Origin of the sequence: Sulfitobacter sp. G21635-S1 (assembly GCF_027213915.1) — a bacterium.
Classification (GTDB): domain Bacteria; phylum Pseudomonadota; class Alphaproteobacteria; order Rhodobacterales; family Rhodobacteraceae; genus Sulfitobacter.
In genome coordinates this window covers 259,838-284,114 of the sequence record NZ_JAPWGV010000003.1, presented here as the reverse complement: position 1 = coordinate 284,114, position 24,277 = coordinate 259,838, and the positions used below count along the sequence as shown (strand labels likewise).

Sequence of the window (24,277 nt, the reverse complement as noted above, 5' to 3'; positions counted from 1 at the left end):
GCTTAGCACAAAGAATAGCATCCGAAACGATCAGACAAGGACCTATCATGAAAGATATGGCCAACGCCAAATCGCAGGCGAATGTCGGCAAGTTCATCGATCCGGCGATCACCGCCAAGGGCGAGCCGCGCGCGACAGTGGCGCTGAGCAATCCGCAGACGCTGTGGTTCAACACCGGCACGCTGTGCAACATAGAATGCGCCAATTGCTACATCGCCTCCTCGCCCACCAACGACGCGCTTGTCTATATCACCGCCGATGAAGTCCGCGATTATCTAGACCAGCTTGAGGCGCGCAACTGGGCGGTGCGCGAAATCGCCTTTACCGGGGGCGAACCTTTCATGAATCCCCAGATGATCGAAATGACAGAGGCATCGCTGGCGCGCGGATACGAGGTGCTGATCCTGACCAACGCCATGCGCCCGATGATGCGCAAGACCATGCAAGAGGGGCTCAAACGGCTGAACACGGCCTACCCCGGCAAGCTGACGCTGCGGATCTCTGTCGATCATCATCGCCCGGCGCTGCATGATGCGGAACGCGGCGAAGGGTCTTTTGACAAGACGCTCGCGGGCATGAAATGGCTGCGCGACAACGGCTTGCGCATGGCCATCGCCGGCCGCTCCGTCTTTGCCGACAGCGAGGCGGAAAGCCGCGCGGGCTATGCCGCATTCTTTGCCGAACACGGATTTGACATCGACGCCGACAATCCCGGCATGACCGTGCTGTTTCCGGAGATGGACGAACGGATCGACGTGCCCGAGATCACAACCGCCTGCTGGGGCATATTGAACAAATCGCCAGACGCGGTGATGTGTTCGTCCTCCCGCATGGTGGTCAAGCGCAAGGGCGCCGAGACGCCTGCGGTGCTGGCCTGCACCCTGCTGCCCTATTCCCCCGAATTCGAACTGGGTACAACGCTGGCCGAGGCCGAGGGTGCGGTGGCCCTGAACCACCCCCATTGCGCGAAATTCTGCGTGCTGGGCGGGGCCAGCTGCTCGGCCTAGGCTGAGGCTCCCGACAGATGCCGCTGCCAGCTGCGCTGCATCGCCTCTGGCACATGCCTGGATGCGGGCAAGACGTTCGGTTTCGGGCTGCCTGCACCGCAGGGCGGCTTCCTGCCGCGTCCTTTCGGGCCGATCCAGAAGGCTTCTGCGAACCGCCTGGATTCACGAAACAGCCATTGGTCATGAACCGACCGCAGATCGTCGGACATCCTGCGCATATAGGCCAGAGCGGAGGTCTCGGCCCCCTGCTCCCGGGCGGCGCGCACCAGCGCCAGCAGCGCGCCGTTCCTCCTGAACAATGCCTCGTGACTGATGATCAACGACAGATGCGGTGCGGCGGACCGCGCCATGAGGAAGCGGGCTAGATCACTTCGTGTATCAAGATGAGTTTTCAATCACGACAACATGTCCGTCACGCGGGCTGGCGCGGCCCTCTGCCAGATCGGCATAGACCTGGGGCGCGGCCTCGATGCCCTCGTGCACCCGAACTTGCATCCAGATCCCTGCTTCTGCTGCGACACGCTTCCAGGCGGCTGCGATGCGCTTTTCGATCTCGCCCGGCCCCCATTCCTCGCGCCGCTTCGCAATCTGGGACGGGGCGAAAAAGAACTGTGGTTTCGGCCCCGGCAGGGATTTCTGCGGGCGAAACTGGTCCCAGTGGCTGGTGCCGACGGCGGCCGAATGTTTCAAGACCTCTGCCAGATGGCTGTGCAGCTTCAGCTTGACCTCCGCATTGCCCGACATGTCCACATAGACCGAAGGCACCGGCGCGATCTTTTCGATCTCGCCATAGCTCAGCACCTGGTCACAGGCCCCCAGCCCCTCGACAAAGCTGCGGTTAGCTTCCGAGGTCAGTCCGATGACGCGATACCTGCGGCCCTCCGGCTCTGCCAGGTATTTGCACAGCCCCAGACCGGTCTTGGAGGAGGCCGAGCCGATGATGATCTGTTCCGCGCCAAAGCAATCATTGTCCATCAACCAGTCGAACAAAAGGTATGAGGTCGCCAGAAGCGGCTGCAACAGGGCGCGCAGGTGGTCCTGTTCCGCCGCCCCCTGCCGCACCGGGATATAGCGGTTGTAGACCGCAGGCAGTTCGGCCCGATGCGGCGCCGCATCCAGGATCACGCCCTGCCCGTCAATTTCCGGGGTGATCACAAGCTCCTCTGCCAGCGGATAGAACCCATAGATCCGCGCCCCCGGCTGCAGCGCATCGCTGCGGCTTTCCACCACATTTGCGACGCCCCAGACCGGGACCTGCCCCATACCGTCAACGCTCGTGGGAAAGAATTTCCAGTAGCCGATGTCAAATCCCACCGCAGCATAGGTGACATTGTTGGCCGTGATGGCAAAGCTTTCCAGCCGCAGCCGGGCCTCGCCCGGTTGCAACGGCGGGCGCGCCACCTCTTCCAGCCTGATTTGCGTGATGTTCTTCTGGTCGACAAGCAGCCGTTTCATGCCGTTCCTCCCATATGGCCTGCCTCAGCCTAACCGGGGAACAGCAGCATGTGAGCCGGAAAATGCACCGACGCCACGTCACTTTGCGATACGCTCAATGAAGGATGAATTCGCCCACCTGATTGCGCCACTCACCCGGGCCGATCAGCTTGCGATGGGTGAACCGCACGGAATGAAGCGGGCCTTCGATCTGCTCCTGCCAGAACTCGACAAAGCTGAAGAGTTTCGGATGATCCGGTGCCAGGTCGTAGTCCTGCCAGATGTAGCTGTTCAGCACATGGGTATAATCCGGCATCCGGTAAAAGAACTCTGCCGTGGTCAAACCATATCCCCTGAGCATCATTTCGGTTTCAGTTGGAACTTGTGTCTGGGCCATTTGTGACCTCTCCTTGCTGCTTCCATAGAACCACCTTGGCACGAATGAATTACTTTTCAATAAAAACAGTGTGTTATCACTCTATAAGATTGGCTGCCAGTGTTCCGGGGGCATCGTGCATTGCACCTGATATGCCCGGTCTGCTATAAAAACTTACAATATATAGATCGCCATCAGAAGCAGAGCAGTCAACGTGAACGACACGCCGGAAACCCCTGAAAACGAAGATGAAATGCCGCCACAGCGGCCCGAATTCGATGGCCCTTCGGTCACCATCGAACATGAGATGCGCACATCCTATCTGGATTACGCCATGTCGGTCATCGTCAGCCGTGCGATTCCCGATCTGCGGGACGGGTTGAAACCTGTGCACAGGCGTATCCTTTTTGCCATGCACGAGACCGGAAATACCCACGACAAGTCCTATCGCAAGTCCGCGCGGCCCGTGGGCGATGTCATGGGCCAGTACCACCCACATGGCGATTCCGCGATCTATGACGCGCTGGTGCGGATGGCGCAGGATTTCTCCATGTCGCTGCCGCTGCTCGACGGTCAGGGCAACTTTGGCTCGATGGATGGCGATAATGCCGCCGCCATGCGCTATACCGAAGTGCGGATGGACAAGCCTGCGGGTTTCCTGCTGGCGGACATCGACAAGGATACCGTCGATTTCCAGGACAATTACGACGGCAAGCAGAAAGAGCCTTCGGTTCTGCCCGCCCGTTTTCCGAACATGCTGGTCAATGGGGCCGGCGGTATCGCGGTCGGCATGGCCACCAACATCCCGCCCCACAACCTGGGCGAGGTCATCGACGCCTGCCTGGCGCTGATCGACGACCCGGATCTGACCTCTGAGCAGCTGATCGAATATGTCCCCGGCCCCGACTTCCCCACCGGCGGCATCATGCTGGGCCGCTCCGGCGCGCGCAAAGCCTATCTTGAAGGGCGTGGCAGCGTCATCATCCGGTCGAAAACCCGGGTCGAAGAACTGCGCAAGGACCGCTGGGCCATCGTCATCGACGAGATCCCCTATCAGGTGAACAAGGCCACGATGATCGAACGCATCGCGGAACAGGCGCGCGAGAAGAAGATCGACGGTATTGCCCATGTGCAGGACGAATCCGACCGCAATGGCGTGCGGGTCGTGATCGAGCTCAAGCGCGACGCGACCGCCGAGGTCGTGATGAACCAGCTCTACCGCTTTACCCCGATGCAAACCTATTTCGGCTGCAACATGCTGGCGCTGAACGGTGGCCGCCCCGAAACGCTGACCCTGCGGCGCTTCCTGACCTCCTTCATCGACTTCCGCGAAGAGGTCGTGGCGCGGCGCACTGCCTATCTTTTGCGCAAGGCGCGCGAGCGCAGCCATATCCTGTGTGGTCTGGCCGTTGCGGTCACCAACATCGACGAGATTGTCGCGACCATCCGCGCCTCTGCCGACGCCGCGGAAGCGCGCGAAAAGCTGATGACACGACGCTGGCCCGCCGCCAGCATCCTGGAATATATCGCGCTGATCGACGATCCGACCCATACCGCCAATGACGACGGCACCTATAACCTGTCAGAGGCACAGGCCCGCGCCATCCTTGAACTGCGGTTGCAGCGCCTGACCCAGATCGGCGTCAAGGAAGTCACCGACGAGTTGGAAGAACTGGCAGGCAAGATCAAGGAATACCTGGAGATTCTGGGCTCCCGCGAGCGGATCATGGGCATCATCTCGGACGAGCTGCGCGAGGTGAAAGAGCTTTTCGCCGTACCGCGCCGCACCGAGATCGTGGACTGGTCCGGCGACATGGAGGACGAAGACCTGATCGCCCGCGAGGACATGGTCGTGACCGTGACCTCCGGCGGCTATATCAAACGGACCCCATTGGCCGATTTCCGCAGCCAGCGGCGCGGTGGCAAGGGGCTGTCGGGTGGCGGGTTGAAAGAGGACGACGTGGTCACCACGCTCTTTGTGGCCAACACCCATACGCAACTGCTGTTCTTCACCACCGAAGGCATGGTCTACAAGCTCAAGACCTGGCGCCTGCCGCAGGGCAGCCGCACCTCCAAGGGCAAGGCGATTGTGAACATCCTGCCGATCCCGACGGGCGTGTCGATTGCCGCCATCATGCCGGTGGACCGCGACGAAGATGAATGGGACGACCTGCAGGTGATCTTCTGCACCGATCACGGCACCGTGCGGCGCAACAAGCTTTCCGATTTCACCAACGTCAAATCGAACGGCAAGATCGCGATGAAGTTCGAAGGCGAAAGCGAAGGCTGGAAGCTGATCAATGCGCGCATCGCCTCGAACGACGACAATGTGATGCTGACCACCAATTCGGGCCGGGCGATCCGGTTCCGCGCCGATGACGTGCGGGTGTTCAACTCGCGCGCCTCCACCGGGGTGCGGGGCATCAGGCTGGCGGGCGACGACCGTGTGGTTTCCATGTCGGTGATCCGCCATTTCGAGGCGACCTCGGACGAACGCGCCGCCTATCTCAAGATGCGCCGCGCGATGGCGGGCATTGCCGATGACGCCGAGGTCGAGGATGAGGACGAGGGCAACGCCAATGCGATCCTGCCGATGGAGCGTTACGTGGAAATGTCCGAGGCGGAAAACCTGATTCTGACGATTACCTCCGGCGGCGTAGGCAAGCTCAGCTCGGCCCATGATTATCCGCTGCGCGGGCGTGGCGGCATGGGTGTCACTGCCTGGGACAAGCGGATGCAGACGGGTCAGATCGTGGCCTCCTTCCCGGTGGAGATGGACGACCAGATCATGCTGGCCACATCCAAGGGGCAGTCGATCCGGGTGCCGGTGGATGGCATTTCGTTCCGGTCCCGTTCAGCGGGTGGCGTGAAGGTGTTCAACACCGGCAAGGGTGAAGAAGTTGTCAGCGTGGCCTGGATCGCGGATCAGGGCGATGCGGATGTTGATGGCAGCGCATCGGAAGATCCCGCTGAATAAAACCTTTCCGGTTTTCGTTGAAACGAAGCATCGCCAATGCCCCGATAGCGCCGAAGGCGTGGCAGGGTATTGGCGATACTACAGCGCTTCGGGATATACCTGAATCACTTGTTCGCTGCCTCTCCCTGCGGTCGAACGCAAAAAGTGATGCGGGATGTTTCAAGTTTATCCCGAAACGCTGTAGATAAACTGAAAATTCAATAAAGCGTCATGCGAAAAACCTGAATCAGGTAACGCTGCCTGATGTTTCAGGAATTTCGTCAGACTCAGTAATTCTCCAAATCCGATGTCGGTACAGCACCCGACGGGCAGGTCAGCCTTGGCTGATCTCTGGCACCTGCGCCAGCAGATCCAACGCCCGGACCGTTTTACGATCCGGCGCAAAACAAAGGGTCACAAACGCAAACACCTCCCGACCATATGGCCGGGAGGTGTGAATTTTCCAAACCCTGCCCCGGGGGGCAGCGGCCGTGAATTAGTCGGTGACAGTTGTGGTGGTTGTTGTGCCATTGCTGCTGTCGCTGGCTGCCAGAACGACAAGCAGCAGTGCACCGGCTGCAACTGCCGCGCCTGTGCCAAGACCGGCACCGGCTGCGTAGAGCGCGCCACCATCGTCATCCTGAACGCAACGACGTGCACGCACACCGTCGATTGTTTCGATTTCAGCTTTGCAGCTGTAGATCTGGCCATTGCCGCCCTGAACCCGGATCGGGTAGTTCGGATTGCCGGTTTCACCCAGGACAGCTGCCTGAGTTGTATTCTGTGCGGATGCACCTGCGGCAATGGACATTGCTACAGCTGCGGTAAGTGCGAAAATCTTTTTCATCTGGACCAAACTCCCAAGAGTATTTCTGTTCACAATTCTTATGACACGTATCAAAAGTCACTGAAAGCCATGTATCGCATTCATCGGCATTTTGCACCTGCTGATACAAAAAAATCGCACAAAAAACAGGAGAACATTGGCGAAAAAATGCTCATTGCCCGCTACAACTCGTAAATCTCGGTAAATTTGCTCCGCAAATAGCCCAGAAGCGGCGACTCGGATGGTGGCTTGCCCGTTGCCCGGGCGATGACATCGCGCGGTTCCAGCAGCCCGCCGTGGCTTTGTACATTGTCGCGCAGCCAGGCGGTTGCGGTGCTGGTATCCCCTTGCGCCAATTGGTCGTCCAGACCGGGAACTGCCGCGCGCATCGCCTCGTTCAGGCATCCGGCATAGACATTGCCCAGCGAATAGGTCGGGAAATAGCCCAGCAGACCCACAGACCAATGCACATCCTGCAGTACACCGTTCGACGGCCTGTCGACCGGAAAGCCGAAATCGGCCTCGAATCGATCGTTCCAGGCCGCTTCCAGGTCCTGTACCTGCAGGTCATGCGCCACCAGCGCGCGTTCCAGGTCGAACCGCATCAGCACATGCAGATTATATTGCAGCTCATCCGCTTCGGTGCGGATAAAACCGTCGGAAACCCGGTTCACGACCCTGTAGAAGGTTTCGGCATCGGGAATGCCGAAATCGCCGAAGGCATCCTTCATCTCGCCAAACAGCCAGGCGGTAAAGGCGCGGCTGCGGCCGATCTGGTTCTCGTAGATCCGGCTCTGGCTTTCGTGCACCCCCATCGACACGCCGCGGCCCAGCGGGGTCAGCAGATAGGCCCGGTCGATCCCCTGTTCATAGGCGGCATGGCCGACCTCGTGAATCGTGGAGTAAAAGCAGTTGAACGGGTCCGTCTCATTGGTCCGCGTGGTGATCCGGACGTCCAGACCGGAGCCGGAGGAAAACGGATGCACCGCCTTGTCCACCCGGCCCATGGACATGTCATAGCCAAAGGTCTTGGCCAGATGGCGGGTCAGTTTCATCTGCGCCGCCTCGTCAAATGTGCCCGTCAGCTTCGGCGGGGCCTTGGCGGCGCGGACCGCCGCGCGCAGCTCGCTCAGTTCCGGGCGCAGCGCGCCGAACATCCCGGCAATTTCCGCCCCCGTGGTGCCGGGCTCATAATCCTGCAACATGGCATCATAGACATCCCCGCCCAGGGCCAGCGCCTGCCCCTCTTCGCGTTTCAGCGCGATGACCTCGGTCAGCGTGGGGGCAAATGCGGCAAAGTCATCCGCGGCCCGCGCCTCGGCCCAGATGCCCTGTGCTTCGGAGGTGACGCGGGCGATCCGTGCCGCCAGCTGGGCGGGCACCTTGCTGGCGCGTTCAAAGCTGCGGCGGATGTGGCGCAGGTTGGCGCGGCCCACATCATCCAGCGCGCTGTCCTCGATCTCGGCCAGCCAGTCGCCCAGGCGGGGATCGACGCGGCGGGCATGCAGCACCGATTCCATCGCGGCCATTTCCTCGGCCCGTTGCGGTGCTGCACCGCGCGGCATCATGGTTTCCTGATCCCAGCCCAGCCTGCCGGCCACCTGCGACAGGGCTTCGGTTTCGCGCTGGTACGCCATCAGGTCATCATAGGCTGTCATGGTCATTTTCCTCTCAGGGATGTCGCGACGGGATAGGCGCTCAGGAACCGGGCGCGCAGGATCAGCACCCACAGGACCACTGCAAGCGCCTGATGCGCCAGGGCAATATGGACGGGCGCCGCGTAAAGCACGGTGGTGATGCCCAATGCAATCTGCAGGGCCAGTGCCGCCATCACGGCGTTGAATGCGAAACGGGTGGTGGCATGGGCAGAGCGGCGTCCGCGCAGCCAGACGACAATGCCGAAGACGGCCAGCAGATAGCCGGTCATGCGGTGGATGAACTGCACCAGCCCCGCATTCTCAAAGAAATTCCGCCAGACCGGGGTCAGGTCAAGGGCCTCGGGCGGAAAGAACTGCCCCTGCATCAGCGGCCAGTCGATGAAGTAGCGGCCCGCGTCGATCCCGGCGACCAGGGCGCCCAGCAGGATCTGCACAAACGCAAGATGCAGCAGCCCCGTGGCCATGCCGAATTGTTTTGCCTCCCTGGTCCGGCGCGCCTGCATCAGGTCGCGCTCCGACCGGCCCAGCATCAGGATGTACCAGGTGATGAACCCCATGATGACAAAGGCGAGGCCAAGATGCGTCGCGAGCCGGTAACTGGCCACATCCGTGACCCCTTCACCGCTGGTCACGCCGGAAGAGACCATCCACCAGCCGATCGCCCCCTGCGCACCGCCAAGCGCGCCCAGCAGCAACAGCCGGCCATGCCAGCCCGCCGGAACCTGCCGGCGCAGGGCGAACCAGCCAAAGCCAAGCGCCCAGACCAGCCCGATCACCCGGCCCAGCTGACGGTGGCCCCATTCCCACCAGTAGATCCGTTTGAAATCAGCCAGTTCCATCCAGGCGTTCTGCACCTGGAATTCGTCGATGGCCTGGTATTTCTCGAACTCCGACTGCCAATGCGCCTCGCTCATGGGGGGCAGCGCGCCGGTCACGGGGCGCCATTCGGTGATCGACAGGCCGGAATCCGTGAGCCGGGTCATGCCGCCCACCGCGATCATGATGAAGACCAGCGCGAAGAGGATCATCAGCCAGACCCGCATCGCGCGGCGGCCAGCGCCCCTGCCCCGGTCGATCACACCTGCCTGGGTCTGCGGCCTCGTGGTGCCGGTCTCGGCCACTTCTTCGAACAACTTGCGTTTTTCAGCCATATCCTGCCTCGGTCTTGAAGTACCGCCTTGGTAGGTCACGGCGCGACAGAGGTCCAGTGCGGCAAACCACCTGTCCGGGCGCGCAGTGTCGCACCCATGGGATGGTTCCGGGCGGGAAAGGTATCGGCGAAGGTGCGGGCAAGCTTGGCATCGTCCTGGCAATGGCACAGCCGACGCCTGCGGGCAGCGCGGTCCGCCGGGCCTGCACAGGGTTTGATCCCGACGTGATCTTCGCCCTTGCACCCTGTCACGTCCGAGGCCTGTGCCGTGCCGAAACTGCTGACATGTCATTTATGACAGGTCATAGAAGACCTGTCATAAATGACATGTCTACACCTTTTGACGCTTTCGCCAATTGTCGCGACTCCTGTCGCAGCAATCATCTGCGCGCGGTGTGCGGCGTTTCGACGGGGCAGCGCTTTTCGCAAGGCGCTCACAATTTGGTGGGGGTGCTCAACGGGTACGCGTCTTTGCCAACGAGGGTACATGCCAATGCCGCCGCACCTCTCAGGCATGTCGGATTTCGGGCAATCGCGCACCGGCGCAGCAGCCCGCACCTTACTTGCCCCGATCCTTCCAGCGCACCATCTGCCGCATCATCCCGTGCATCATCTGCACATCCGCCCGCGTCATCGGCATCCGAGACCACATGTTGCGCAGGTTCAGCTTCATCGAGGCGACCTTATGCGCGGGGAAAAAGAACCCCGCCTCCTCAAGCCGTTCCTCGTAATGCGCCGCCAGATGCTCGATCTCCTGGCCGCTGGCCCAGTCCGTGCCTGCCATTTCGGTGGTCACATCGGTGACAGAGCCCGTGGCGCGCATCCATTCATAGCCCATCAGCAAGACACATTGCGCCAGATTCAGCGATGCAAACGCCGGGTTCACCGGGACCGAAACAATGGCATTGGCCCGCGCCACATCCTCATTCTCAAGCCCCGCGCGTTCCGGGCCGAACAGCACCGCAACCCGCTCGCCCCGGGCGATCCGTTTCGCCGCCTCCGCCATTGCCGCCTCGGGCGCGAAGACCGGCTTGGTCATATCGCGGCCGCGCGCCGTGGTCGCCAGCACGAAATCGCAATCCGCCAGGGCATCCGGCAGATCAGGGCAAAGCCGCGCCTCGTCCAGCAGCCGCCCCGCGCCCGATGCCATGGCCACCGCCGCAGGGTTCGGCCAGCCATCGCGCGGTGCCACGATGCGCATATGATCCAGACCGAAGTTCCACATGGCGCGGGCCGCCGCGCCGATGTTCTCGCCCATCTGCGGACGCACAAGGACAAAGGCCGGAATTTTCGGAAGGCTCACAGGGCGGGTCATGCCGCCTCTTACCGCCGGTCCACCAGGCCCGCAAGAAAGGTTTTCATTTCCCCGCCGCTTGGGGTACGCAGACCGCCAAAGACCGCAAAGGACCGCGCCCATGGACACCCCCGAACAGCCGCAGATCTATCTGATCACCCCACCCGAAATCGAACTGGGCAGCTTTCCGGCCCTGCTGGGTTCCGTTCTTGATGCGCATCCCGTGGCCTGTGTCCGCCTGGCCCTGTCCAGCAAGAACGAAGACCGCGTTGCCCGCGCCGCCGACGCGCTGCGCGAAGTGACCCATGCCCGCGACGTGGCGCTGGTGATTTCGGATCATCTGCTGATGGTCGAACGGCTGGGCCTGGATGGCGTGCACCTGTCGGATGCCGCGCGGTCTGTCCGGTATGCCCGCAAGGAACTGGGCGAAGACGCCATCGTGGGCAGCTACTGCGGCCCCTCCAAACACGATGGCATGGCCGCAGGCGAAGCAGGCGCGGATTACGTCAGCTTCGGCCCGGCGCAGGCCTCCGCCCTGGGCGATGGCAGCCACGCAGAGACCGAGCTGTTCCAGTGGTGGTCCGAAGTGATCGAAGTGCCCGTCGTCGCGGAAGGGGCGCTGGACGCAGAGATGATCCGCACCCTGGCCCCCTATACCGACTTTTTCGGCATCGGCGACGAGATCTGGTCCACCGAAGATCCCGCTGCCACCCTTGCCACGCTGATCCGGGCGATGGTCTGAGGCAAGGGTCGCGCCCACCCCGAAGGGTGGGTGCAGCTTGCCGGTATCCAGAGACTAGAGAAACACCCGCTCTACCACCCAATAGGCCCCGATGATCGCGATCAGCAGCGATCCTGTGACCGAGACGGCGCGGAACATCACCGGGTATTCGGTCACCAGTTCTTCCTGGCCTTCCAGATGGGCCTTGCGCGCGGCCCCGACCGCCAGCCACAGCAGGATTGCAGCCATCGCGATCACGGTCAGCTGACCCAGTTCCACCCCGATGTTGAAGCCGATCAGCGCCGGCACGAAATGCCCCGGCGGCAGGCCGAAATCGCCCAGGACCGAGGCAAAACCCAGCCCGTGCAGCAGCCCGAAGCCAAAGATCACCATTGGTCGCCAGCGGCTGAGGCGGTGGAAAAAGATATTCTCGACAGCGACATAGACGATTGAAGCGGCAATCAGCGGCTCCACGATGGCGCCCGGCACATTGACCAGCCCCAGCGCGCCCAGCGCCAGCGTGACCGTATGCGCCAGCGTGAATGCAGAGACCTGCCAGACCAGCGGCCGCAGGTGGATGGACAGAAAGAACAGGCCAAGCACGAACAGGATATGGTCCAGCCCCTTGGGCAGGATGTGGTCGAATCCAACCGGGACATAGCCGACAAAAGTACCAAGGCCGGTCTGTTCCGCACCGCCCTGCAAGGTGATCTCCGGGCTGGTTTCGCCCCCGTCAAGATAGCCGGTGTAAGGGTCTTCCACCCCCTGCTGGCGCAGCACCATGGCCCCGCCGCCTTCCGGCCAGCGAACCTGCACAACCTCGGCGCGCGGATCGACCGGCGCGGTCAGCGTCCAATCGGAGATGCGGGACAGTTCGATGTCCACATCCTGAGGCATGGTGACAGAGGCGGTGCTCAGCGCCACCGGCGCGCCATCCGTGCTGAGCAAGGGCAAAGCATTCCACCGCTCAAGCAGGCCGGGGACACGGGCAATGATCTCCTCGCTGGAGAGCGCGCGCAGCGCATCATAGTCTTCGGCATTGGCGGCATCATTGGTGTCATCCACCGCGTCCAGGTCGATCCCGGCCAGAAATGCCTCAAGATTGATGTGCAGCACCAGTTCGATGGTGCCGTCCTCGACGCTCAGATCGCCAATGGTCGGCTGCAGCTCATGCGCCCCCGCGCGCTGCCCGCCAAGAAGGAACAGGCTTGACAAAAGCGCCACCAACAACAGCTTTGATATCAACCCGGTGAAAGTCTTTTGCATGTATCTGTCCCGTCTGTTTTTACTTGTTACCCTTGGCGCGGTGCCTTTGTCGCCCGCCCTGTCCCATGAATTCTGGATCGAACCGCATGATTATCAAGTCGATAATGGCGGAACCGTAGTGGGGGATTTCAAGAATGGACAGGAATTCGTGGGCAACACCCTGTCTTTCTTCGACAAAAGCACAGAGCGTTATGCCATGGTGGCGGATGGTGTCCGCACGCCGCTCAAGCCCCGCGCGGGCGACCGCCCCGCCCTGAACATCCCCGCCCCCATCGACGACGGGCTGCTGGTGGTGGTGCATGAAACCACACCGCAATATGTGACCTATACCGATTGGGACAAGTTCGTGAAATTCACCAAACACAAGGATTTCAGGGATGCCGTCGCCCTCCACGAACAAAGGGGCTGGAGCAAGGAAAGGCTGCGCGAGCGCTATACCCGCCACGTCAAGGCGCTGATCGCCGTGGGCAGCGGCGCGGGCGCGGATCAAGCCGTCGGGATGGCCACGGAATTCACCGCGCTGACCAACCCCTATGACCCCGGATTCGACGGCACCATGCAGGTCAGCCTGACCTATGACGGCGCGCCGCGCGCGGATGCGCAGGTGGAGGTATTCGACCGTGCCCCCGACGACAGCGTGACCATCACCCTGCACCGGACCGACACCGAGGGGCTTGCCGAGATCCCCGTCACGCCGGGGCATGCCTATCTCTTTGACGCCGTGACCCTGCGCGAGGCCGCCGATGCGGGCGAAACCGAAAACGCGCCGGTCTGGGAAACGCTCTGGGCCGCCCTCACCTTCGAAGTGCCGCAATGACATGGCTTGCGCCCCCACCTCGGGCACGGGTAAAGCAACTTCATGACGGCATCGCATCCCCCTGATATCCTGTGCATCGGCTCTGTCCTGTGGGACATCATCGGCCGTTCCGATCAATCCATGCGGCAAGGCTCTGACATGCCGGGGCGGATCACCCGCCTGCCCGGCGGCGTGGCGCTGAACATCGGCATGGCGCTGTCGCGTTTCGGGCTGGCCCCCGCCCTGCTGTCGGCAGTGGGCCGCGACCCGGAGGGGGATGAACTGATCACCGCCTGCGCCGTGCGCGGCCTGATCACCGATTTCATCTACCGCTCCGACGATCTGCCGACCGACCGTTACATGGCGGTCGAAGGGGCCAACGGGCTGATCGCGGCCATCGCGGATGCCCATTCGCTGGAAGCCGCAGGCGATAAGATCCTCGGGCCCCTGTCCGATGGCCGCCTGCCGCAGCCCTTTACCGGCGCCGTGGCGCTGGACGGCAACCTGACCATCGACCTGCTGAGCCAGATGGCCGAAAGCCCGTTGCTGGCCCGGGCCGACCTGCGCGTGGCCCCCGCCTCGCCCGGCAAGGCGCTGCGCCTTGGCCCATTTGTGAAGGCCGGTCGCGGGACGCTCTATGTGAACCTTGAGGAAGCAGGCCTGCTCTGCCAGGCCGAATTTGCCGATTCCCGCGCGGCGGCGACGGGCCTGCTGACGCGGGGCGCCGCCCGCGTTGTGGTCACCGATGGCAGCAAACCCGCCACCGTGGCCGACCCTGACAGCATGCTGACCGAGACCCCGCCGCCCGTCCATGTGACCCGCGTCACCGGCGCGGGCGATACATTCATGGCCGCCCATATCGCAGCCGAACGCAGCGGCATCCGCGCCGAGCAAGCCCTGCACCGCGCGCTGGAGGCCACCGCCCTTTACGTTTCCGGAGAGACCCGCATATGACCCTGCCCCTGATCCTCAGCGCCGAAGTTGCCCGGGCCCGCGACAAAGGCGCGCCCATCGTGGCGCTGGAAAGCACCATCATCACCCATGGCATGCCGCACCCCCAGAACCTGGAGGTCGCCCGGCAGGTCGAAGACGACATTCGCGGGGCCGGCGCCGTCCCCGCCACCATCGCGGTCATCGAGGGGCAATTGCACATCGGGTTGGAACCCGAACAGCTGGAAGCCCTGGCAAAGGCGACCAATGTGGCCAAGCTCAGCCGCGCGGACCTTGCCGTTTGCATCGCGCGCGGCGGCACCGGGGCCACCACGGTTGCCGCCACCATGATCGCGGCACATCTGGCGGGCATCGCGGTCTTTGCCACCGGCGGGATCGGCGGCGTACACAAGGGGGCCGAAAACAGCTTTGACATCTCGGCCGACCTGATGGAACTGGCGCAGACCCCGGTGACGGTTGTGGCGGCCGGGGCCAAGGCGATTCTGGATGTGGCAAAGACGCTGGAAGTGCTGGAAACCCAGGGCGTGCCGGTGATCGCCTTTGGTCAGGACAGTTTCCCGGCCTTCTGGTCGGCCTCGTCGCCGCTCAAGGCACCGCTGCGCATGGATGATCCGGCCAGGATCGCAGCGGCGCACCGGATGCGCGCGGCACTGGGCCTGCCGGGCGGACAGCTGGTGGCAAACCCGATTCCCGCTGCAGATGAAATCCCGGCGGCAGAGATGGCACCGGTGATTGCCAAGGCGCAGGCCGATGCCACCGCCCATGGGATCAGCGGCAAATCCGTCACGCCCTACCTGCTGCAACGCATTTTCGAACTGACCGAGGGCCGCTCGCTGACCGCCAATATCGCCCTGGTGCGCAACAATGCCCGCCTTGCGGCCCGGATTGCCGCAGAAATCGTGAAAGCACCCGCATAATTGCCAGGCAAAGCGCCTGAAATGAAGCGGAAATGGATTGCCTGCCATTGTGGCAAGCAGGCAAAGGTCTTAGCTATATCGCGATCTTGCCGGGACTGCCCATGAACACGCCTTTTGATCTTGATACATCCGAACCCCGCCGCCCCGGACTGGTGGCGCGCCTGCGCGCGTCCTTCCTGACCGGCCTTGTGGTGATCGCACCTGTCGGGCTGACCATCTGGCTGATCTGGACCGTTGTCGGCTGGATCGACGGCTTTGTGCTGCCGCTGGTGCCCAAGGCCTATCACCCCGACCGGATGCTGCAGGATTTCCTTGGCCTGGACCCTTCCGTTCAGATCAACGTGCGCGGGCTCGGGGTTGTCATCTTTCTGGTGTTCACCATCATCGTCGGCTGGATGGCCAAGGGCATCATCGGCCGGTCGCTGATCCGTTTTGCCGAAAGCCTGGTGGAGCGGACCCCGGTTGTGCGCACCATATATTCCGGGATCAAACAGATATCCGAGACGATCTTTGCCCAGTCCGAACGCAGCTTCGAAACTGCCTGCCTGATCGAATACCCCCGCAGGGGCATCTGGGCGCTTGGCTTTATCTCGACCACGGCCAAGGGCGAAGTGGCGGAAAAATCGGACCCTTCGGACGAGATGATCAGCGTCTTTGTGCCCACCACGCCCAACCCAACCTCGGGGTTTCTGCTGTTCTTTCCCAAGAAGGATGTGATCGAACTGGACATGACGGTGGAAGATGCCGCGAAACTGGTGATTTCGGCCGGGCTGGTCTATCCCAGCGACCGGGCAGAACAGGGCGACATTCTGGACATCGCACCGGTGTCCCGGGACTGAGCAAGGTCAAGGGTCAGCGCCAAGCTGCTGTAACAAATACCACTTCACATTGCGCGTAACCTCGTTTTCTTCAAAGAAAACGGTCCGGAGTTTTTAAAAACTCCGCCCCCTCGGGCTTTAACCAAACATCTCCGGAAGGTTCACGCTGCTTTCCACACCGATCTTGTCCTTATGCGCATCAAGGAAGCCCGCCGCCGCAGCTTGACCCGCTTCGAAAAGGGTCGCGATCACAGCGGGCAGCGGCACCAGCTTGGTGGCCACCGACAATTTCTCCATCAGCTTGTCGTCAGCCACCATATGCACCCTGATCCGGCTCATCGAGCCTTCGGGGATCTTGCCGCTGTCGAGCAGGCGCTGGACAAATTCAATCGCGCGCAGCTCCCTCAGCAGACTTGAATTGAAGCTGATCTCATTGATCCGGTTCTGGATCTGCTTTGGCGTGCGCGGCAGGTCGTGCCGTTCCAGCGGGTTGATGTTGATCACCAGAACGTCGTCCGGCAACCCCTTGTCAAACAAGGGAAAAAGTGCCGGATTTCCGGTGTATCCGCCATCCCAGAATGCCTCCATCTGGCCGGTTTCCGTGTCGTGCATTTCCACCGCCTGGAACACCGTGGGCAGGCAGGCGGAGGCCATGATCGCCTCCGGCCCGATCTCATCGCCCGAGAACACCCTGATCTTGCCGTTCCGCACCCGCGTCGCGCAGATGAAAAGCTGCGGCGCTATGCCATTGCAGACCTTGTCGTAATCCAGCCTGGTCACAATATCGGTCAGCGGATTGCGGTAGAACGGGCCATAGGCATAAGGCGAGGTCACATTCGACACCGCATCCGCCATGGCAACCGGCCATGAATATTCCAGCGCCTGGCTGACAGCGGCGATGCCGAAAGGGGCCATCCAGCTCTGCATCCGCAGATCCTGCATGCCCGACACCTGCCGCCAGAGCCATGCCAGGTTTTCCCGCGCACCTTCGGCACCCCCGGCAACGAAACCGGCTTTCACCGCCGCACCATTCAACGCCCCGGCAGAGGTTCCGGAAATGCCGCAGATTTCCAGGTCCGGCTCCTGCAGGAGCCGGTCCAGCACGCCCCAGGTAAAGGCGCCATGCGCGCCGCCGCCCTGAAGCGCCAGATTGATCCGCTTTTTCCCGGCTGCCATCAAAGTGCGGTCCAGCCACCGTCCACGCTGATGGCTGTCCCGGTGATCTGCGCCGCCGCGTCAGAGCACAGGAAGGTGGTGGTCCCGCCCAGCTGTTCGACCGTTGCGAATTCCTTGCTGGGCTGTCGTTGCAGCATCACGTTCTTGATCACATCCTCGCGCGACATGTCGTATTCCTTCATCGTGTCGGGAATCTGCGCTTCCACCAGCGGGGTCAGCACATAGCCCGGGCAGATGGTATTGGCGGTGATCGGATCCTGCGCGGTTTCCAGCGCCGTGGTCTTGGTCAGGCCGACGATGCCGTGTTTTGCCGCCACATAGGCGGATTTGAAGGGCGAGGCCGTCAGCCCGTGGGCAGAGGCGATGTTGATCACCCGGCCCCAGCCCGCCTTGCGCATCATCGGCAGCGCCATGGCGGTGGTGTGAAAGGCAGAGCTGAGGTTGATCGCGATGATCGCGTCCCATTTCTCGACCGGGAAATCCGGAATCGGCGCCACATGCTGAATGCCCGCATTGTTCACCAGAATATCGCAACGCCCCGCCTCGGTGATCAGCTGGCGGCATTGGTCAGCCTTGGACATATCCGCCCGGATGTAACGCGCGGTGACCCCGGTCTCCTCCGCGATCTGCCTGGCCAGATCGTGGTCTTCGCCGTTGTCGGTAAAGGAATTGAGCACGATGTCCGCCCCTGCCCGCGCCAGTTCCCAGGCAATGCCCAGCCCGATGCCGGAATTGGAACCGGTGATCACGGCGGTCTTGCCGGAAAGGTCGATTGTATAGGCCATGGTGAAATCTCCTGAAGTTGGATGCTGCGCCGCATCATGCCGCGCTGCACCTGCAAAGTGAACGCGTCGGGCAGAATAATCTTTCCCCTTGCATAGCGCGTCCGGGGGAAAGCTGAAACACCGGGTGATGCCGGTCGATGGCCCCGGACAAGGTATCTGGCCCCGGGGGTTTTCACGGGCAAAGCGCCGCGCCCGCCGCAATTTGTCCGGCACCGGGCGGGGCCAAAAAAAAACGCCAGCACGAAGCTGGCGTTAAGTTATTGAGGCAGGTTTCATACAGGCAAGAAACCTATCGAGCAGTGCCCTATGTATAAGCAATCTCGCGCCTCAGGCCAAGCATTAAGTTTGAAGTGCCCTCCAAGCCCAGCTATGCAAGGCCCTAACAAAATAAGGGCAGTGCGAGATTGTGCAGAAAATGGTGATTCATTTTTTCCAGAAAGCTTGGGCGGTTGCGGCGTTTTCTTCACTGATTCTCTGTGCCGCCCCGGCGGGCGCGGAACCGCAGCACGGGATATCTATGTACGGCGAACCCGCCCTACCACCCGATTTTGTGTCCCTGCCTTACGTGAACCCGGATGCGCCCAAGGGCGGGCGGATCGTGCTGGGGAATTCCGGCAGCTTCGACAGCCTCAATCCATATGTCCTCAAGGGCTCTATCCCCTGGCAATTGCCGTTCTTCACCCATGAGACGCTGATGGGCCGGTCCCTGGACGAACCTTTCACACTTTACGGTCTGCTGGCCGAATCAGTGGAGGTGCCGGAGGACCGTTCCTGGGTCGCCTTCACCCTGCGCGAGGAGGCCCGATTCTCTGACGGCACCCCGGTGACGGTCGAGGATGTCATCTTTTCCTTCGAACTTCTGGGAACGGAAGGCCACCCGCGCTACCGGGACTTCTGGAAACAGATCGAAAGCATCGAACAGACCGGCCCCCGGTCGCTGCGCATCACCTTCAACACCGACAACCGCGAATTGTCGCTGCTGGCAGGCATCCGCCCGATCCTGAGCAAGGCACAATGGGAGGGCAAGGATTTCGCCAATGCGCCCCTGCAGGAGGTGCCGCTGGGCAGCGGGCCCTATGTGATCAGCGACTATCAGGCCAGCCGCTATGTCACCCTGCGGCGCAATCCCGATTACTGGGGGGCAGATATTCCGTTTCGCCGGGGTACCAACAATTTCGACGAGATCAAGCTGGACTTCTACGGCGATGCCAATGTTGTCTTTGAAGCCTTCAAGGCAGGCGAAATTTCCGCCGTGCGCGAATTCAACGCCGAGACCTGGGACACGCAATACGACTTTCCCGCCGTCCAGCGCGGCGAGATCGTGAAATCGACGTTCCCCCATGCCAAACCTTCGGGCATGACCGGATTCGTGATGAACACGCGCAAACCACCCTTTGACGACTGGCGGGTGCGCGACGCGCTGATCTGGGCCTTCAACTTTGAATATATCGGCGAGACATTGACCGGCGGCAGGCTGCCGCGCATCACCTCCTATTTCTCGAATTCCGAACTTGCGATGCGCCCCGGGCCTGCACCGGCGCCGGTGGCCGATCTGCTGAAACCCTTCAGCGACACCCTGCCCGAAGGCGCGCTGACTGGCTATGCGCTGCCCGAAGGGGATGGATCAGCCCGCAACCGCGCAGGCATTCGCCATGCGATGAAACAATTGCAGGCGGCGGGGTATTCGGCCCAGGACGGGGTGATGCGGGATGCGGCGGGCAAACCGCTGACGGTGAATATCCTGCTGTCCAAGGGCAGCAGGCTGGATGTGGCCGGTTCGGACAAGATTGCCGATCTTTATGTGCAGGCGCTTGCCCGGCTGGGGATCGCCGCAACGGTCGATGTGGTTGATAATGCCCAGCTGAACAAGCGGCTTGAGACTTTCGATTTCGACATCACCACCTTCCGGCGCTCATTGTCGCTGAGCCCCGGCACCGAACAGCGGTATTACTGGGGGTCTGACGCTGCGTCAGTGCCCGGATCGGGCAACATGATGGGGATCGAAAGCCCCGCCGTCGATGCGATGATCGACAAGATGCTGACCGCGCGCGGGGCGGATGAATTCACCCATGCCGTGCGCGCGCTCGACCGGCTGCTGACGGCGGGGCGTTACGTCATCCCCTTCTGGCAGTTCGACGAAGGGTTGATCGCCCATAAGGTCGAAATGAAATATCCCGACAGGATTCCGCTTTACGGCGACGGGCCGAACTACATGCCAGAGGTCTGGTGGTGGGATGCGTCACAAAATTGAAACATCTTCGCGATACCGCAGCGCCATGAGTATTTTCGCAACGCCCCCCGCGCCCTTCCGGCCCCTCCTGCCATGTCCACAGCCATGAGGCGCCTCGCCGCCGAGGGGCTGGGCACCGCGATGCTGCTGGTCGCTGTCATCGGCTCCGGAATCATGGGCGCTTCCCTGGCCGAGGGAAACAGTGCCATCGCCCTGCTGGCCAATGCCATTGCCACGGGATGCATGCTTTATGCCATCATCACCGTGCTGGGCCCGATTTCCGGCGCGCATTTCAACCCGGCGGTCACTCTGGCCTTTTACCTGCGGGGCCAGATGCCCGGCAGGGAAGTCCCGCTCTTTGTCGCCGCCCAGGTGGCTGGTGCCGTGCTGGGGGTCTGGGTGGCACATCTGATGTTCGACCTGCCGGTGCTGCAGGTCAGCCAGACCATGCACCGCACCGGTGCCGCACAGTGGTTTTCCGAAGCCATCGCAACCTTCGGCCTGTTGTTCGTGATTTTCGGCGGGCTGAAACACCGTGAAGAGGCGGTGCCGGTACTGGTCGCGCTTTATATCACCGGCGCCTATTGGTTCACCGCCTCCACCAGTTTCGCCAATCCGGCGGTGACCTTTGCACGCGGGTTCTCCGATACCTTTGCAGGCATCTATCCCGGCCATATCGCGGCTTTCATCGCGGCACAGATCGCGGCGGTGTTTCTGGCCCATGTCATCCTGCGCCCGCTGTTCGACGACAGGTGATCCGGTTGCGCGGCCGTGCCGCATGCCATCCAGTCTGCTTGCAGCTTTGCCCCACCCCCCAGACCTATCTGGGCACCTGAAAAAGGTCAGACCAGCGAGGTCACCCAAAGGATCGTGGCATCCTCGGCAGAGGTGGAGATCACATTGTGGCCCATGGCCGCATCGTAATAGGCGCTGTCGCCCCGGCGCATCTCCACCGGTTCGTAAAATTCCGTGTAAAGTGTGATCACGCCGGTCAGCACGTAAAGGAATTCCTCGCCGTCATGGCGCACCCAGCCGTCGAATTCCTCCATCGTGCGGGCCCGGATGCGCGCGCGGTAGGGCAGCATCTGTTTCTTGCGCAGGCTCTCGGCCAGCAGCTCATGCTCATAGGTGGTGGTGGCCTTGGCCGCCCCCTCGCCCGATTTGGTGACCGCCATGCGGCCATTGATCTTTTCCGCCGCAGGCGGCGTGAATAGCTGCGGCACCGAGATTTCAAGCCCGATGGCCAGTTTCTTGAGCGCCTCATAGGTGGGCGACATCTGGCCGTTTTCGATCTTTGACAGGGTGGAGCGCGCCAGACCCGCCTGCTTTGCCGCCTGTTCCAATGTCCAGCCGCGCGCCTTGCGCAATTCCCGCACGCGCGCGCCCAGATCCAGAGGCGGGGTGATTTCCGGCTCACCGCTGGCGCGTGCAATCTCGATCAGGCTGGCGTTCTGGCTCATCCCCCTGCTTTAGCGCCCCGTGGCGGTGCTTGCAACGCGCCACGTGCTGGGCTAGCGCGGTGGCATGGCACCAACAACCGCATATACCGACTTCAATCTGGCGCAGCATGTGCTGCGGGCAGGCCTTGCCACGCCGGACAAGGTGGCGCTGGCGCTGCTCTCGGCGGACACAAGCGAGGACTGGTCCTTTGACCGGTTGACCCGGGCGGTCCGCGGCACCGGCACAGGATTGCGGGCGGCCGGCCTTGCGCCGGGTGACGTGGTGCTGATGCGCCTGGGCAATACGCCCGACTTCCCGATTGCCTATCTGGGGGCGCTGGCCGCCGGGCTGGTGCCGGTGCCCACCGCAACGGCGCTGACCGAGGGCGAAGTGGCGCGGCTGCTGCCCGATCTGCGCCCTGCCGCCATCCTGCACGACCCCGATGTCCCCTGCCCGCCGCATCCTTCGCGCATTGATGTGGACGATCTGCGCGCCATGCAGGCGCTGCCGCCGGTGGACTGGCATCTGGGCGATCCCGACAGGCTGGGCTATATCATCTATACCTCCGGCACCTCCGGCAGGCCCACGGCGGTCATGCATGCGCATCGTGCGATCCTGGCGCGGCAGATGATGTTTGACGGCTGGTACGGGCTGCGCCCGGAAGACCGGATGCTGCACGCGGGCGCGTTCAACTGGACCTTTACCCTTGGCACCGGGCTGATGGACCCCTGGACGATGGGCGCCACCGCGCTGATCCCGGCGCCCGGCACCCAGGCCGCAGATCTGCCCGAGCTGATGGCACGGCATGGCGCAACCCTCTTTGCGGCGGCCCCGGGGGTCTACCGGCAAATGCTGAAAGGGCGCGACCACCTCGCCCTGCCCGCGTTGCGCCACGGGCTGAGCGCGGGGGAAAAGCTGAACCCGGTGGTGCGCGACGCCTGGACCGCGGCCACCGGCACCCCGGTTTACGAGGCCTTTGGCATGTCGGAATGTTCCACCTTCATCTCCGGCTGCCCGGACCATCCGGCGACACCCGGCGCATTGGGCCGCGCGCAGGCGGGACGCCGGGTGGCGATCCTGACCGAAACCGGCCCCGCCGCAACCGGCGATGTGGGCACCATTGCCATTCACCGCAGCGACCCCGGCCTGATGCTGGGCTACCTTGGCGCGCCGGAACAGACCGCTGCGCGGTTTCAGGGCGACTGGTTCCTGACCGGGGATCAGGGCGTGATGGATGCGGAGGGGCAGATCACCTATCTGGGGCGGCGCGACGACATGATGAACGCGGGCGGCTTTCGGGTCTCGCCGGTGGAGGTCGAGGCGGCGCTTGCCAATGCGCCCGGCGTCACCGGCGTGGGGGCCGCCGAAGTCGAGGTCAAACCCGGTGTCAGCGTGATCGCCGCCTTCTACACCGCGCCTGCCCCTCTGGACGATGCGGCGCTGGCCCGTTATGCGGAACGAACGCTGGCGCGCTACAAGCAACCGCGCCTTTACATTCACCTTGCCGCGCTGCCCACCGGGGCCAATGGCAAGCTCTTGCGGCGCAGGTTGCGCGCGGAATTCGAGGCCAGAAAAGATGCCGGACCCGATCAAGCTTGACATCATGTCAGACCCGATTTGCCCCTGGTGCTATATCGGAAAAGCCCATCTTGACCGGGCCCTGCTGGACCATCCGGACCATCCATTCGTGATCGAATGGCACCCGTTTCAGCTGAACCCGGATATGCCCGCCGAAGGCATGGACCGGCGCGCCTATCTTGAGAACAAGTTCGGCGGCAAGGAGGGCGCGGTGCGCGCCTATGCCCCGATCGTGGATCATGCCCGGAAAGCCGGGCTGACGATCAACTTCGAGCAGATGAAACGCACGCCCAACACGCTGGATGCCCACCGGCTGATCCATTGGGCCGGGATCGAAGGGCGCCAGACGGCGGCGGTCTCCGCGCTGTTCAAGGCCTATTTCGTGGAGGCCCGCGACATCGGCGATGCCGAGGTGCTGGCCGATATCGCAGACAGCATCGAGATGGACGCAGGGGTCGTGACCCGGCTTTTGCAGACCGACGAGGACCGCAAGGCCATTCAGGACCGCGATGCCCACAGCCGCCGGATGGGGATCAATTCGGTTCCGACCTTCATCGTGGCGAACCAGCACGCGGTTCCCGGCGCGCAGCCGCCCGAGCTTTGGGCAAAGGTGATCGCAGAGCTGCAAGGCAGCTGAACCTACATACTGTTTCCGCGTGACTATGGCAGATCGGCCACATCCGGTGTCCATGTGGCACATGGGCTTTGCCAGCACCCGCCCGCTGGCCTAACCTGATGGCACAAATGGGGCACAGACCCCTGATCAGAACAGTTTGAGCGGGTACAATGACAGACATCCAGGCGACGCCGGACCGCGATGCCGTGTGGCATTCAGGCAGGGCTTTCATCATTCTTCCGCCCTCTTCAGAGGGGGGAAAAGCGGCGGCAGAGCCGGTAT

23 protein-coding genes are annotated in these 24,277 nt (G+C 62.5%); 12 read left to right on the top strand and 11 right to left on the bottom strand.

The features are described 5' to 3' along the window. The first annotated feature begins 47 nt into the window (after positions 1–47). The gene (locus O4H53_RS05450) at positions 48–1,007 is read left to right on the top strand and encodes a radical SAM protein (protein ID WP_269361955.1); all 960 of its coding nucleotides are present in this window, start codon (positions 48–50) and stop codon (positions 1,005–1,007) included. Here the strand turns inward: O4H53_RS05450 and O4H53_RS05445 are convergent. From O4H53_RS05445 to O4H53_RS05435, 3 genes are all read right to left on the bottom strand, one after another. Then, a complete protein-coding gene (locus O4H53_RS05445) occupies positions 1,004–1,357 on the bottom strand; it encodes a hypothetical protein (RefSeq protein ID WP_269361953.1) in 354 nt (117 codons plus the stop codon). The two genes, O4H53_RS05450 and O4H53_RS05445, sit on opposite strands and share 4 nt — an antisense overlap. 28 nt (positions 1,358–1,385) lie before the next feature. Further along, entirely contained in the window at positions 1,386–2,462 is a 1,077-nt protein-coding gene (locus tag O4H53_RS05440) for a DUF2855 family protein (protein WP_269361951.1), read from the bottom strand. Between the two features lie 94 nt (positions 2,463–2,556). Then, complete coding sequence (locus tag O4H53_RS05435; protein ID WP_269361949.1) at positions 2,557–2,838, bottom strand: usg protein; 282 nt, start codon at positions 2,836–2,838, stop codon at positions 2,557–2,559. 232 nt (positions 2,839–3,070) lie between these two features. Here O4H53_RS05435 and gyrA point away from each other — a divergent pair, with 232 nt between their 5' ends. Then, the gene (gyrA, locus tag O4H53_RS05430) at positions 3,071–5,794 is read left to right on the top strand and encodes a DNA gyrase subunit A (protein ID WP_269362083.1); all 2,724 of its coding nucleotides are present in this window, start codon (positions 3,071–3,073) and stop codon (positions 5,792–5,794) included. 319 nt (positions 5,795–6,113) lie between these two features. Continuing rightward, a complete protein-coding gene (locus O4H53_RS05425) occupies positions 6,114–6,794 on the top strand; it encodes a hypothetical protein (RefSeq protein WP_269361948.1) in 681 nt (226 codons plus the stop codon). On the opposite strand, the gene O4H53_RS05420 is transcribed toward O4H53_RS05425, so the two are convergent. The 4 genes from O4H53_RS05420 to O4H53_RS05405 all read right to left on the bottom strand — a co-directional run bounded on the left by O4H53_RS05420 (position 6,782) and on the right by O4H53_RS05405 (position 10,722). Beyond that, positions 6,782–8,257: a carboxypeptidase M32 gene (locus O4H53_RS05420; protein ID WP_269361945.1), complete on the bottom strand. Its 1,476-nt coding sequence runs from the start codon at positions 8,255–8,257 to the stop codon at positions 6,782–6,784. The two genes, O4H53_RS05425 and O4H53_RS05420, sit on opposite strands and share 13 nt — an antisense overlap. Positions 8,258–8,259: 2 nt before the next feature. Next, complete coding sequence (gene ctaA, locus O4H53_RS05415; protein WP_269361944.1) at positions 8,260–9,408, bottom strand: heme A synthase; 1,149 nt, start codon at positions 9,406–9,408, stop codon at positions 8,260–8,262. A gap of 35 nt (positions 9,409–9,443) precedes the next feature. Next, positions 9,444–9,659, bottom strand: a complete 216-nt coding sequence (locus O4H53_RS05410) for a hypothetical protein (RefSeq protein ID WP_269361943.1) — start codon at positions 9,657–9,659, stop codon at positions 9,444–9,446. A 307-nt stretch (positions 9,660–9,966) separates the two neighbouring features. Beyond that, entirely contained in the window at positions 9,967–10,722 is a 756-nt protein-coding gene (locus tag O4H53_RS05405) for an RNA methyltransferase (RefSeq protein ID WP_269361940.1), read from the bottom strand. 100 nt (positions 10,723–10,822) lie between these two features. Between O4H53_RS05405 and O4H53_RS05400 the strand changes: the two genes are divergently transcribed. After that, entirely contained in the window at positions 10,823–11,443 is a 621-nt protein-coding gene (locus tag O4H53_RS05400) for a thiamine phosphate synthase (protein WP_114277248.1), read from the top strand. Positions 11,444–11,497: 54 nt separating this feature from the next. Here O4H53_RS05400 and O4H53_RS05395 read toward each other — a convergent pair whose 3' ends face one another. Continuing rightward, a complete protein-coding gene (locus O4H53_RS05395) occupies positions 11,498–12,688 on the bottom strand; it encodes a HupE/UreJ family protein (RefSeq protein ID WP_269361938.1) in 1,191 nt (396 codons plus the stop codon). Between O4H53_RS05395 and O4H53_RS05390 the strand changes: the two genes are divergently transcribed. The 4 genes from O4H53_RS05390 (at position 12,687) to O4H53_RS05375 (ending at position 16,191) form a co-directional block, all read left to right on the top strand. Then, positions 12,687–13,505, top strand: a complete 819-nt coding sequence (locus O4H53_RS05390) for a DUF4198 domain-containing protein (RefSeq protein ID WP_269361936.1) — start codon at positions 12,687–12,689, stop codon at positions 13,503–13,505. The genes O4H53_RS05395 and O4H53_RS05390 overlap by 2 nt on opposite strands. A 42-nt stretch (positions 13,506–13,547) precedes the next feature. Further along, positions 13,548–14,438 (top strand): PfkB family carbohydrate kinase, encoded by an 891-nt coding sequence (locus tag O4H53_RS05385; RefSeq protein ID WP_269361934.1) that lies wholly within the window; start codon positions 13,548–13,550, stop codon positions 14,436–14,438. Then, positions 14,435–15,352: a pseudouridine-5'-phosphate glycosidase gene (locus O4H53_RS05380; RefSeq protein ID WP_114277252.1), complete on the top strand. Its 918-nt coding sequence runs from the start codon at positions 14,435–14,437 to the stop codon at positions 15,350–15,352. Before O4H53_RS05385 ends, O4H53_RS05380 begins: the two co-directional genes overlap by 4 nt. Before the next feature lie 101 nt (positions 15,353–15,453). After that, positions 15,454–16,191 (top strand): DUF502 domain-containing protein, encoded by a 738-nt coding sequence (locus O4H53_RS05375; RefSeq protein ID WP_269361933.1) that lies wholly within the window; start codon positions 15,454–15,456, stop codon positions 16,189–16,191. A gap of 117 nt (positions 16,192–16,308) precedes the next feature. On the opposite strand, the gene O4H53_RS05370 is transcribed toward O4H53_RS05375, so the two are convergent. Further along, positions 16,309–17,346 carry a patatin-like phospholipase family protein gene (locus tag O4H53_RS05370; RefSeq protein ID WP_269361931.1) on the bottom strand — a complete coding sequence of 346 codons (1,038 nt, stop codon included), beginning with the start codon at positions 17,344–17,346 and terminating at the stop codon, positions 16,309–16,311. Beyond that, positions 17,346–18,119, bottom strand: coding sequence for a 3-hydroxybutyrate dehydrogenase (locus tag O4H53_RS05365; RefSeq protein ID WP_331284222.1), 774 nt, complete (start codon positions 18,117–18,119; stop codon positions 17,346–17,348). The genes O4H53_RS05370 and O4H53_RS05365 overlap by 1 nt, the downstream gene beginning before the upstream one ends. Positions 18,120–18,648: 529 nt before the next feature. Between O4H53_RS05365 and O4H53_RS05360 the strand changes: the two genes are divergently transcribed. After that, positions 18,649–20,382 (top strand): extracellular solute-binding protein, encoded by a 1,734-nt coding sequence (locus O4H53_RS05360; protein ID WP_331284221.1) that lies wholly within the window; start codon positions 18,649–18,651, stop codon positions 20,380–20,382. An 84-nt stretch (positions 20,383–20,466) separates the two neighbouring features. Beyond that, a complete protein-coding gene (locus O4H53_RS05355; RefSeq protein ID WP_269361925.1) occupies positions 20,467–21,117 on the top strand; it encodes an aquaporin in 651 nt (216 codons plus the stop codon). Positions 21,118–21,203: 86 nt separating this feature from the next. Here the strand turns inward: O4H53_RS05355 and O4H53_RS05350 are convergent, their stop codons facing one another. Then, entirely contained in the window at positions 21,204–21,821 is a 618-nt protein-coding gene (locus O4H53_RS05350) for a helix-turn-helix domain-containing protein (protein ID WP_269361923.1), read from the bottom strand. Between the two features lie 64 nt (positions 21,822–21,885). Here O4H53_RS05350 and O4H53_RS05345 point away from each other — a divergent pair, with 64 nt between their 5' ends. Both O4H53_RS05345 and O4H53_RS05340 read left to right on the top strand, forming a co-directional pair. After that, entirely contained in the window at positions 21,886–23,400 is a 1,515-nt protein-coding gene (locus tag O4H53_RS05345; protein ID WP_269361921.1) for a class I adenylate-forming enzyme family protein, read from the top strand. Next, positions 23,378–24,016: a DsbA family oxidoreductase gene (locus O4H53_RS05340; RefSeq protein WP_269361920.1), complete on the top strand. Its 639-nt coding sequence runs from the start codon at positions 23,378–23,380 to the stop codon at positions 24,014–24,016. Before O4H53_RS05345 ends, O4H53_RS05340 begins: the two co-directional genes overlap by 23 nt. Positions 24,017–24,277: the final 261 nt, after the last annotated feature.